12 protein-coding genes are annotated in these 12,202 nt (G+C 45.7%); 6 read left to right on the top strand and 6 right to left on the bottom strand.

All coding sequences use genetic code 11. From position 1 onward, the window contains the following. The first annotated feature begins 287 nt into the window (after positions 1–287). The 3 genes from AC566Q_RS12095 to AC566Q_RS12085 are packed head-to-tail and all read left to right on the top strand — an operon-like array spanning position 288 to position 2,067. Positions 288–587 (top strand): hypothetical protein, encoded by a 300-nt coding sequence (locus AC566Q_RS12095; protein WP_499617029.1) that lies wholly within the window; start codon positions 288–290, stop codon positions 585–587. Positions 588–631: 44 nt separating this feature from the next. After that, positions 632–1,588, top strand: coding sequence for an IS1595-like element ISAma5 family transposase (locus AC566Q_RS12090; protein WP_499608922.1), 957 nt, complete (start codon positions 632–634; stop codon positions 1,586–1,588). A gap of 29 nt (positions 1,589–1,617) precedes the next feature. Continuing rightward, on the top strand, positions 1,618–2,067 hold the full coding sequence (locus AC566Q_RS12085; protein ID WP_499617026.1) for a sterol desaturase family protein: 450 nt from the start codon (positions 1,618–1,620) through the stop codon (positions 2,065–2,067). Positions 2,068–2,213: 146 nt separating this feature from the next. Here AC566Q_RS12085 and AC566Q_RS12080 read toward each other — a convergent pair whose 3' ends face one another. Beyond that, positions 2,214–2,783, bottom strand: a complete 570-nt coding sequence (locus AC566Q_RS12080) for a non-reducing end alpha-L-arabinofuranosidase family hydrolase (protein ID WP_499617023.1) — start codon at positions 2,781–2,783, stop codon at positions 2,214–2,216. Between the two features lie 88 nt (positions 2,784–2,871). Between AC566Q_RS12080 and tnpC the strand changes: the two genes are divergently transcribed. Further along, on the top strand, positions 2,872–4,281 hold the full coding sequence (tnpC, locus tag AC566Q_RS12075; RefSeq protein WP_499617020.1) for an IS66 family transposase: 1,410 nt from the start codon (positions 2,872–2,874) through the stop codon (positions 4,279–4,281). 15 nt (positions 4,282–4,296) lie between these two features. Here the strand turns inward: tnpC and AC566Q_RS12070 are convergent, their stop codons facing one another. From AC566Q_RS12070 to AC566Q_RS12055, 4 genes are all read right to left on the bottom strand, one after another. Then, positions 4,297–4,785, bottom strand: coding sequence for a non-reducing end alpha-L-arabinofuranosidase family hydrolase (locus AC566Q_RS12070; protein WP_499617017.1), 489 nt, complete (start codon positions 4,783–4,785; stop codon positions 4,297–4,299). A gap of 322 nt (positions 4,786–5,107) precedes the next feature. Then, positions 5,108–6,433, bottom strand: a complete 1,326-nt coding sequence (locus AC566Q_RS12065; protein ID WP_499617015.1) for a hypothetical protein — start codon at positions 6,431–6,433, stop codon at positions 5,108–5,110. An 11-nt stretch (positions 6,434–6,444) separates the two neighbouring features. Further along, positions 6,445–8,346, bottom strand: a complete 1,902-nt coding sequence (locus tag AC566Q_RS12060) for a DUF8225 domain-containing protein (RefSeq protein ID WP_499617012.1) — start codon at positions 8,344–8,346, stop codon at positions 6,445–6,447. 107 nt (positions 8,347–8,453) lie between these two features. Next, positions 8,454–9,653 (bottom strand): hypothetical protein, encoded by a 1,200-nt coding sequence (locus AC566Q_RS12055; RefSeq protein ID WP_296052140.1) that lies wholly within the window; start codon positions 9,651–9,653, stop codon positions 8,454–8,456. A 348-nt stretch (positions 9,654–10,001) separates the two neighbouring features. Between AC566Q_RS12055 and AC566Q_RS12050 the strand changes: the two genes are divergently transcribed. Continuing rightward, a complete protein-coding gene (locus AC566Q_RS12050) occupies positions 10,002–10,838 on the top strand; it encodes a hypothetical protein (protein WP_499617009.1) in 837 nt (278 codons plus the stop codon). A 58-nt stretch (positions 10,839–10,896) separates the two neighbouring features. Here the strand turns inward: AC566Q_RS12050 and AC566Q_RS12045 are convergent, their stop codons facing one another. Next, positions 10,897–11,208, bottom strand: coding sequence for a hypothetical protein (locus AC566Q_RS12045; protein WP_499617006.1), 312 nt, complete (start codon positions 11,206–11,208; stop codon positions 10,897–10,899). A 142-nt stretch (positions 11,209–11,350) separates the two neighbouring features. Here AC566Q_RS12045 and AC566Q_RS12040 point away from each other — a divergent pair, with 142 nt between their 5' ends. Continuing rightward, on the top strand, positions 11,351–12,202 hold the full coding sequence (locus tag AC566Q_RS12040) for an aldo/keto reductase (RefSeq protein WP_499617005.1): 852 nt from the start codon (positions 11,351–11,353) through the stop codon (positions 12,200–12,202).

The raw sequence follows: 12,202 nt of genomic DNA, 5'->3' as shown, positions 1-12,202 counted from the left end.
CCCCATCAACTGGTTAAGAAATGTTCACGATCTTGCCCTGGCCTGCCGTCGGCCATTACTTTAAATTGTGTTGTATCAATCTGAATATTACCCAGCTGATAAATCATAACGAGGTCAAGTCCTTCTATTAGCCATTATGTCGCGCCGGATTATAGTCACACACCAATATTTTCACATTTAGATAATCGTTATCTAAATATTATTCAATCGTGTGCTCTTGTTCATGATGAATATTTTCTGCCAGGCATAATTTTAAAACAATTTAGCTATCTATATCCGGAGCGCTCATGCCTACACCACTGGAAGTATTACTCGACCCCATTTCACTGGGACTCTTAGCAATGTATTGCGGACTATTTTTAATAGAACATCTATTCCCTGGCAAAAAATTGCAGCGCCCCAAAGCCTGGTACCTGAAATGTACTATAGCGTTAATTAGTTATTTTTACCTGGCCAGTTATTTGCCACTCATTTGGGATAATTATCTGGCAAGTTATCAACTCTTTGACTTAACCCAATCCAACGCTTGGCTTAGCGCTTTTACCGCCCTGTTTATTTTTGAATTATTAATGGCTATGTTCTGCTAAATTGTTGCTATACTGTATATGGATACAGTTATTGAGGGTTGATCATGATCCCAGCACAATTTACAAAGCTTATAGCCGAGTTAGAACACTTAACAGATAGTCAAACCCGTTATGTTGAGAAGCTGCTGAAAGGCACTGATAGCGTCTCACAGTTGATAACAGAGCTTGAGGAGCGGATGGTTGAAAACCCTGAATGTCCGCACTGCCATAGCTCACTGATCAATCGGCACGGCAAGGTAAACAAGATGCAGCGTTATCGCTGCAAGAACTGCGGCAAAACCTTTGTAGCGACAACGGCGACACCGCTAGCTCGACTGAGGTACAAAGAGCTTTGGTTAGAATATATTCGCTGTATGCTGGACAGTAAGCCATTGCGTAAATGTGCCGAAGAATGTGGTCTCCACCTTGAAACATCGTTCAGGTGGCGGCATCGATTCCTAGCGCTACCATCAGCACTGAAGGCGAGCAAACTAGAAGGTATTATCGAGGCTGACGAAACACTTTTTCCCTACTCAGAGAAAGGCTCAAAACGGATGACTCGTCAGCCCCGCAAAAGAGGGATGAAAGCGAAAAAACGAGGGCGTTCAAAAGATGACTGGGTGCCCGTTTTAACGGTCAGAGACAGAGCCAAGAATACGTATGAGGCCGTTGTGCCAAGTGTTACATCGGCAACTCTGCATCAGGAGCTAGCAGGAAAATTAGAGAAAGACAGTGTGTTATGTAGTGATGGATATAAGCCCTACATAGCTCTTTCTGAGAAAAATGATTTAATACACAAGCGCTTAGACGTGGCGGGAGGTGTTAAGGTGATAGATAAAGTCTTTCATATTCAGAATGTTAACGCCTATCACAGCCGTCTGAAAGCGTGGATAAAACGGTTTCACGGAGTAGCCACAAAATACTTGGAACACTACCTGGGTTGGTTCAGGTTTATGGATAATCCAGAAAACCTTAACGAAAACAGGCTCTTTTCGATTCAACAACAGTTAATCCGAACATAGCCTTATTAATTTATATTTGGCACAGAGCGATGCATGAATCTAATTGGTTATGGCGGATATTCCACCAAATGCATCACAGTGCTGAAGTCGTTGATTCGATTGGAGCGTTCTATTTTAGCCCGCTGGATATGATTGGATTTACGCTACTCGGCAGTATAAGTTTGGTCGTTGTGGTAGGCGTCTCACCAGAAGCAGCAACCTACTTCCTTTTTATAAGCCAGTTTTTAGCTGTATTTCAGCACAGTAATATTAAAACACCCTACTGGTTGGGCTATGTGATCCAACGGCCAGAAAGTCACAGAGTTCACCATGGCAAGGGGATTCATCACTATAACTACAGCGATTTACCTATTTTTGACATTGTTTTTGGCACATTCAGAAACCCCAAAACTGATGAGCTAGAAACGGGGTTCTATAACGGGGCATCTAACCGGGTTGTAGAGATGTTGTATTTCAAAGATATCTATACCCGAAAATAACCATTGGATTTACTTAAAAAGGACTCTGTTAAGAGTCCTGTATTATTATAAAACTTCAATGGTCCTTACTTTATTTTAATAATTCAATTCAACCGCTTACAGTTGTAGATTGAACTAACCGATTTTTTCAAAGCAAAATATTTATGTTACTTCAGTGTCAACACGCCCAGTTTATAAGGTTCACCGCCATAACCGCCGTTCAGCGATACGCCAGAATCCCCCTGAAAGACAAACTGTAAGTTACACGGGTCAATGGTTAGATATTCATCATAGCCCGAACGAATCATTTCGCCGTGGCTGATTCCATCTGCCCACTTGCCTTCAACCCAGTCAACATTGGCGTTACCCGCAAAGGGGTTTTGTTCGGTATCGGCTAAAGGTGTCCATGGGCCATCTAAATCAGTGGCTGTCCATGAGCGGAAAAATCTTGGTCCATGACTCCCCTCCTCACTATTATAAGCCTCAACCAATAACAGGTACTTACCGGTACCATCAATTTTATATACATTGGCGGCTTCAAATAAGAAGCTATTACCGTTACCGCGATGGTCTTCCATGACGACTTCGTAGCCTACAAAGTTCGGGAAGTTTTCTCTGGATGTTTTCGACTTATAAAGTACACCATCATCCCTGGAAAAGAATAAATGGCAATTCACATCATCACAAATTACCCAGTAATCGAGTTCCGGTTTACCTGTCTCAACGTAACCGTTCACCAGGGCCCTATTGACAGCTAAATATATTTATTTTCAGTGATCTCTTGGATCCTATTGATTGATCCCCCCAGTCTGTCAAAGTGACTTCATGCCACGTAAAAAACAGCTATCAAAGCCGCCCGCAGTCGATAACTTAGATGATGCAAAATTGGTTATTCAAGCACTCTGGGACAGGCTAAATGACCTCGAAGACCGACTGAATCAAAACAGTCGTAACTCGTCGCGCCCGCCATCGTCTAATGGGCCGGGGGCGTCCTCTTCTGCGCCAGCTAAAAAGCCGACAGGCCGTAAGCGTGGTGCGCAATCCGGTCATAAAGGTAGCAAGCGGATGTTAGCCGAGAGCGTTGATGAAACCCTGACGTACTATCCCGATGATACGTGTGATTGCGGTGGTGCCATTACTATCAGTGATTCACCGTATCGCCGCCATCAGGTTTTTGATATTCCTTCTCAGGCCTTCTCTGTGGTTGAACATCAGTTACATCAGGGTCAGTGTTGTCAGTGCAGCAAAACGGTAAAAGCAACGCTACCTGACAACGTGAATCAAGGGCAGATGGGCAATAACCTGCTGGCATATGTGGCAATGCAGTCCGGTCAGTTTCACCAGAGTATCAGTAAAATCCAGCAACAGCTCGAACAGAACTTCGGCTTATCGTTCAGTCGCGGTGCTATTTCTGAAGCGCAGGGCCGGGTTAGTTCAGTACTGACGCCAGCGTATCAGGATATCAAAGAGACGATGCGCACTGAGGCGGTGGTGCACTGCGATGAAACCCGTCATCAGCGTGGTAACGAAAACCGCTGGATGTGGCAGGTCTGCACAGCAGAGTTATCATGCTTCATGACCCACTTCTCACGCGGCGCATGGGCGGCAAAGAAATTACTGGGTGATAATCCAGAAAACATTGTAGTTACCGACCAGTATGCCGGTTATCATTACATTGATACTGACCACCGACAATTGTGCTGGGCGCATATCTTAAGAAACATGAATGCGCTGGCGGAAAGCTGGGGAACGAACAAGACTTATGGAACGACGTTAGTCAGGCTCATTCGCATACTGTTCCGGCTGCAACACCGGTATGAGAGTAACGAACTAAGTGAAAAGCGATACCGGGACCGAATGGAAAAACTACGCATCGCCTGGCGAGAACAACTTGAACTGGCATCAAGGCGTTGTGTCACTCCCCGCTATCAGAACCGGTGTAAGCTGCTGCTAAAACACGATGATATGTGCTGGGTATTCCTCAAAAACGAAGGCGTGCCCCTGACCAATAATGAAGCAGAACGCTCATTGCGTAGCTATGTGCTGTGGCGCAAAGGCAGCTATGGCGTGTGGTCACATCGGGGCGAACTGTTCAGACAACGTATACTCACCATCGTAGAAACCTGCCGAAAGCAAAAGCTGAATCCTATGAATTGGATCCGGGCAATACTTGCTGCGACGCTGAATAAAACCACCTATCCTCTGCTCAACGACTTTAAAGCTGCCTGTCAATAGGGCCCTGGTGAACGGTTACGTCTCAACGGGCGGACCATCCTGTAAAAAGTCTTTTCTTGGCGTCCAGCTATTGATATCGGTAATGTCACTGGTAGTAGAGTAACCCCGGCCCCATTGGGTAAAGTTGTACCATTTATTGTGCGGGCGATAGAAAAAGACCTGGGGAGCAACGGTATTACCAACGTTAGTGCCGCTCATTGGCTGCTGAACTGCTTTGGTCGCATCCTTCCAATCGGTAAAGTTAAAGTAGACCGACTTCCAGTTTCCATCATTAATAGTGGCCCAAATATGATACTGATTGTCATAAAAAACCACCGACGGATCCTTAAGGCCAAATATCCCTTCATTAGGTGAAACCAGCGCTGAGCTGGCCTCCCACTCAAATTTCGACGGTAATGGACAGCTGGAAGCTAACTCTGTGTTCTCGGTACTGCCTGTTCCGGTGCAACCTGCCAACCAAATAGCTGCCGTTATTAAGCCAACCACCTTTGGATAAAATTTCATCCCGATATTCCTACTCAGTTACCACCGTGATACGCCTCCCTTAGGAAGAATATCACTGTTAAAGTAATGTAAATTAATAGGCCATCATATTGGTATCAACCTGGGATGAAATTATTTTATAAAAGATCTACATTGCGTTATTTGGCAAAGGTTATTCATCCGGGCTTACCTGTTGGGTTTGAGATTCTTTGGATTTTGCCAGCTTAAATAGAAAACTGTAATCAGAAGCAAACTCGGGCGGTGTTGTGTTTGATGTTTTTGATGTTTTTGAAGTTGATAACGTTGCTATGTGGGCGTGAGCATGGCATTCAACGCAGCTTGTTTACTGTACATAGGTTTCCAGTACAGTATTCGCCACGGGAAACGTCGCGGGATTCGGCCGAAATCCGGTTAATGACAAACTATCAACGGGCAACGCTTTAGCTTTATTTTCATCTACCGTGGAGTCGTTCCAGATGACATTAACTAACTGATAGTTCTGATACACCGAATCCGGATTCTCCTGTCTTATTAGCGCGTGCGCCATGTCGTTGATATCCCTAACCGGGTTTTCATTTGTATTGGGGATTGGATATTCTCTGACTACCTGAATGGGATAAGGTAAGCATTGCCCAACGGGCTTGCCTGCCTCGATATTCAGGCCAAATTTTGGTGCAGTATTGGGTTCACAAGTCGTGGTGACTGCTTTGTCCTGGCTTGCAGTTCCCTTTATACAGGCGCTTGGTATTGCCTGCTCTGTACAACTCTCGGAATAAAAATTGTAATCTCTCTTAAGTACTTTTCCACTATTGATATCGGCTTTGTCCGGCGCATTATCAACATGTTCGAAAGTGGACCATATCCAGCTTGGCTGCGACACGGTTTTATGAATTATATGCATACCTATCAGCGCCACAGTATTGCTGCTGCAGTGCTCGGTATCGTCACAAAATACCCCGTTTGCCAGCTTGTATCGTTGCCATTTTGGATCGTCGGGCTCCTCTACTGTCAGCCAGGCCGTTTTAATTTCCATAGCCCCTACTCTGCCGCCCAATTCGCCTTTCGGCAGGTTGATATGGATCCCTTGGCTGGCGGCTTCATTTTGCTTCTTCGCTTTATAAAAACCATTACGATAGAAATAGTCGTATTCGTCCTGGTTAACTAGCACTTCATACCACACCAGGTTACCTTGTTTATCGGCCAGCCAGGCGTTGGGACTGGGAGCCGCTTCTTCAATATCACCTGAATCAAAACCATCACTAAATTTGGAAGTTCTGCTCAGATACCGGGGGTGAGCTACCTTCTCACCATTTACCACGGTACTGGTGGTTTGATTACGCCAAGGACCGGGATCGCTACCATCCCCGCCTAAGAATGAATGAATATTCTTATAAGTTTCAAAAACTTTTGGGGTGTAATCACCGGGTGTACCAAAGGTCTTAGCGTCGGCATTAAGATCTGCCGACCAGTTCAATGCAATAAACTGTTGCCACGCCATACAATTAAACGATGCCTGATCGCTTAGCTTGGTATCCTGAGGGATAGTGGATGAAACCGCTACGTTAATCAGGCAATGTGGCTGGTTTACTGACTTTTCTTGTTTGTTCTCATCACATGCCGAAATCAACCCACACATTATTAGCATCACCACGGGAAAGAGACGTTTCATATAATGATTCCTTATGGTTGGGCTACAACGGTTAACGCCGCCGGTACGGGTGAAGGGACACTGTCTGGATAATTACTCACCCGAATTCCATATTGGCCTGGCGCGACATTTTCTCCAATATCAATATCAAACACATAAATGATAGTACTGTAGAGCTTATGCTTGCCGGGCACCTGGTTATTACTTGGCGTGTAGTAAGTTATATTTTCCAATTTAATGTCTGCCGCCACGGTGCCATCGGGATTGGTAAATTCGATGGTGGGATTGCTGCCTCCCTCCAACGCTTCGAGCGCCATATCGGTTAACCGACTGCCGGCTTCAACCACCGGTGGCAGCAACGGAATGGTAGCGGCACTAATTGAAGGCGTATTGTTAATGGTTTTAAGCACCGAATTTTTAACCAGAGGCTGCGGCCACGGTTGTTGTTTTTGAGGTGTGCCGACACCGGGATGGCTTGTGGAGTCTTTTAATGGTTGCTTGGTATAAGCGGTGGCGGCGAGGGCCTGATTAAAGGTTTCTGCTATTTGAGAGCCCCACCAGATAGGTTTACCATTAATGGTGATATCACTCACGGTATACCCTCTGTCTGCGGGAACTTCAAAGACGGCGTGGAGGATCTGGTCATAGTTGCGACCTGTCTCGCTGGCCGTTTTACCACGGAGAATTTTAAAGAAATCCCTGGCTTTAGCGTTGGGATCTGTTTCTGTATCTGGCAGTTGGTAATTCGAAAAATCAGGCATTTGCATGTATAGCGCAATAGGATTACTTAATGAAATAGGATAGTTAAGTTGTTTGACAACCTGATTGGCCTGAAACCCAATGTTCGGATCACTGTTCCGAAATGAAGAGCCATATTCTGATACACAATTGTTTTCTTGCGGTGAGTAATCAGCCGGGTTTAAATCGCGTATTATTGTTGCAGCAGCCCCCAAAAATATCTCAGCCCCCACAGTATTCGGTGGGCTGGTGAGATGTGCCGCACCACCCCTTGATGAAGTGGCCCGATTCCCGTAATTCCATTTATTTAACGGGTTGTAGTAAGGCTTATTACGATAATCATTAACGGTTTTGCCTTTCGCATCCTTAAGGTAAAGGTCCTCCAGGCGAACATTCTCACTCACCAGTTCACGATACAGTTGCAGTACCTTTCCTGGGTCTACATGCCACAGACTAAACCAGTACTCAGGGTTCTCCGCTGTAAAGTTCACGCGAATAATTTTGCCTTGCTCATTGCGCGTGACTACCCACTCATTATATTCGTCTTTCCAGCCTCGGGGGCCTGGCGGCCCAAAGCTATTGAATGATGTTCCGGTCTTCCACTTATCCTCTGGTTGTTGCCAGTTAACGGTCGGGCAAATATCCGATGGCACCGGAAGTTTCGCAAAATTGCTAATATCGTCGCTTGTCAGCGCGGGGTATTTTGTCAGTAACCGATAAAGTTCTTTTTTGAGTGATGGTGATGACTCACGGCTCACCCAGGCAATGAGCGCAGGATCATCCGGGTCAAGCCGGCCATCATCAGCAAGTGGATAAAGCAGATCCGTTGGGATTTGGTAAGGGTTGTTCTGGCTGGTACTAAAATACCAGTTAACTCTGTTTGGAAAGGCAGTCCAGGTTATCGGATGAATAACCGTTTGACTCGGTGTCCCGTATTCGTTGGGATCAAGGTAATTACTGCGCGGTGAATCCTGTTCGTTAGTCCAGGGATTGCCTTTAATCGCCTGCAGATTAAAGGCATTCATATTGTTATTCCATAGCTGATTAAGCGCCTGCTGCTTTTTTGGATCATCAGCAAAATCCTGTATATTTGCCGGCACTTCATAGCGAAACGGCGCGGTCGACTCCCCAATGGCAGGATGAACCGCAGTGGTGGCCAGTATCCAGCTTAAAACCGCTAGTGCTTTACTGTTCATTCTTCTCTCCCCGGGTGAACGTAAAAGTAATCGGTGGCTACATGAATTGCCCCGCCAAACACAATCTCAGAATCATTGCAGCCTGACTCTGAGCAATCGGCTTAGGATTATTTGGTTTGAAATACAATAGGCCACATAAAATCAAGCGGCTTAAACCCCTGTCCAAGGTACACCGTTGACCCATTGCTATCGGCGGCGTTATAGGCAGGATCAAGTGCACCGGTAGGTGAGGAGAAAGGGAATGTTGCCCTGGTAGCAGGATTATAGGCTGCGGTGGCATGGCAACTGTGACAACTGGCGTCAAACGACGTCCAGTAAGCGGGTTGAGCAGTATTCGGCTTGCCAGCAAAATCTTCCATATCGGTGTGTCCCAAAATAACCGGGGTCACGCCATCTGCATTATCGGTAAAGCGTATTTGGGTGCCATTAGGGGCAAAATTCTGGTACTCGGGCGAAGTGAGATCGGCCGCCTGGAGCAGATTCTCGATTTCGCTTTTACTCAGCGATTTTCGCTGCGTAATTAATTGCTCTCTGACGTGGCGAATCCCCGGGTTACCATTAAACTCAAAAGTCGACCAGAACCAGCTGGGCTCTTCACTGTAAAACACTTGCGCAGGGTCTTCTAACACACGCATTTTTACCATGATGTGGAGACCTCGCCACCAGTATTTGCCCGCATCAAATTCAAACGTTAGGGCACCCTCCGGTGCCGGGCTTCCAGGCGTTACCTGTAGCCAGGACGCTTTTAGTTCAACCGTGCCAACCGGCATATTCACGTAATCATTGTTCTCGAAAAAGGCAGCAATATCGGCACGGGTTGTCAGGTGGTTTTCAATCAAATAATCGTAGGAAATGCGATTACGGGTGACTTCTTCATTCGCGCCATCGGGATTTGCCGTGGATACATTACCAACGTTGAGATCCTTCTTCTCCGCTGATGGCATCATCGCAGTGCGAGGCGCGCCAGAAAAATCAAACGGTTTAGTGGTAGCAAAAGTATCCGGGTCGGTAGGCCACGCCATCCATTGCGGCACGGTTTTACCACCGGACATTCCTTTGTGTTTACCGCTGGCTATTTGTTGGTTCACTCTGGCGAAAAACATCCAGGCAATCTTCTGACGCTCTGCCAAATCGCCCTCAAAAGCCATGTTGGCGCAATCCGCAGCAAAACGGGCATCAGATTTATTGATCCAACCTTCTTCTGTACAGGATGAAAAGCGCTTTTCTGCGCCCATAACAGGTGATGTGATTAAGGCACTAACAGCCAGTAATACAGCAGATGTGACAATATAGTTAGGTAGAAGCATGCTCCCCTCCGCAGATAATACAACCATGGTTACGATTGAACAGCATACTGCCCTAATGACACTGTGCTTTACTGCCAGGGACCAAAACCCTTTATTGGCTGGCGTCTCGTAAAATAACGAGACCAGCCAATATACTTGTTTTATATACTGTCACTGATTGCTCAAAAATCACACTTAAAAGGTAAATTAATTTAACATTTCAGTGTATAACTGCTTCCCTCTTCAGCCTCCAGCCCCTCCTTTATAGGTGGCCTATGAGAAAAAATCCTTTATTAATCATGAGAGAAATGGCAATTTAAGTTCACTTTATAACTATATAAATAAGCAACGCATTTAAGGCGGCCAGTCATGCACACAATAATAAAAGACAAACTTTGCTTACTTACCGATCAGCAGGATGGGGTTAAAGTGAAATTTGGCCTGGCCCTGGGCGTACTGATGTCACTAATGATTGCCTGGCTGGCCCTGAATTTGCTTTTTCCAAAAGACATAAAATCTAACCCGCCGGCAATTATGTACGAACTGGAAAGGTCTGGGCGTCCTGCCACAACTTCTGAACTAAACGAGATCTTTCATTATTACCGCACCATCTGGCAATTCGATTACGACTATATTCAGGCCAACAAAAACGTTATTTTTCAAGACAACCTAACATCCGGTTTACGGCCTGCACACCAGTATTTTCATGCCCGGGCCATGGGCGTAGCCCCATTACTGGATAAACCTTTAAGCGAATGGCATGAACAGCTGATAAACGACCCCGCCCCTGCGAGATCACAGGTTTTTCATGCGCTACAGGAAATTTACGGCCGGGCCAATCATTGTGAAGCATTACTGACACTGGAAAAATTAAGGGCCTGGCATTTCACTAATGCTTACCGAGAACGCCAGCTATCCTGCGGCTCAGCAAGCCAACGAAGTTTGTTTGAATTTTTATCTTTGTATAACTTAGAAACCCGCCGCCAACCTGCTTTAATATTTGCAGCGATTGCGCAAATCGAAAATCCTTCGCGCAGGCAGTCATTACTGGCCAGTTATGAGACGTATCTAACTACGTTAAGCGAGCTGTTTCACCGTTATAATGGTGCGCAAAAATTATTGGAAGCCAGGGAAAGCCGGATGTCATCGCAATTGAACATTAACTGGTATCTGTACCTGCAGGCCATAAAGAATAAAGCCGCATGAATACGCGGCCAGATTGTAATGCATAGTAAGCTTCAGGGCTGAAGTTAGCGCAATGCAACTAACCCATAGCATTTGCCTGTTGGTAAAAATGCTTTTCTAACTCACTGTATTCTTCGTTTAATGCTTCAAACTGGCGCTGTATTTTTTGACTCACGTAGGTTGCCATCAGTTTTCTACCGCCAAGAATGACAACCAGAGTCGCAACGCAGAATGAAATGGCCAGTGCTGACACGTCGAGTCCCATACTGGCAATCACCGACATCACCAGTAACCAGGTAATAAGTGTTATAACAATCCCCACACTTACCAGCAAATTAATAGCATTCTGCTGGTTCATACAAATAGGCAAGGATTTCAGAGTATCCTTCAAATCCAATTCAGAGTCATAACGGAATAAGTAAGTACACATGTTAAGTCAGCACCACAACGTCGCTGATTTAATAGGTTTATACGTGACAGCAAACGTCGCACTGCGCGTCTAAATTTTGGATAAGACAACAAGGAGACGATATATGTTGAACGAATATTACACATTAGCTAACAACGTTCTCATTCCCAAGATTGGCCTGGGTACCTGGATGGTTGAAGACAAAGACGCCAATCAAGTCGTTGCCAGCGCTATAGAAGCCGGCTATCGCCATATCGATACAGCGCAGGCGTACGAAAACGAAGCGGGTGTCGGCCGTGGTATCAAAGAAAGTGGCATACCGCGCGATCAATTGTTTATCACTACCAAGCTGGTGGCCGAGGCTAAATCATACGATGAAGCAAAAAAAGCCATCGATGAGTCTCTGAGCAAACTACAGCTTGATTACATCGATATGATGATTATCCATAGCCCGCAACCCTGGGCAAACTTTGGTGACGATGATCGTTACTTTGAGGGAAACCTCGAAGCCTGGAAAGCGCTGGAAGAAGCCTATAGCGCTGGCAAGCTCCGCGCCATCGGCTTATCAAACTTTCAGCAACAGGATATTCAGAACATTCTCGATAACTGTGCGATCAAACCGGTCGTTAATCAGGTGTTGGCACACGCCAGTAACACCCCTTTTGAACTGATTGAATTCGTTCAGAAACAGGAAATGCTGGTTGAGGCCTATTCACCGGTAGGCCATGGCGAACTGTTTAAAAATGACAAAATCAAAGCGTTAGCCGAGAAATATGGTGTGTCGGTGCCACAGCTGGCAATTCGCTACGATTTACAACTTGGCCTGCTGCCACTGCCTAAGTCAACCAATCCGGAGCATATGAAAAATAATGCGAACGTAGATTTTGTCATCAGCGATGAAGATATGGAAACCTTAAAAAATCTGCCGAAAATAAAAGATTACGGCGATGCCAGCGACATGCCGGTCTTTCAGTAG

The organism is Alteromonas sp. H02, assembly GCF_059682525.1.
Note: the sequence above shows the minus strand (reverse complement) of the source record. Positions and strands in the feature narration are given on the sequence as shown.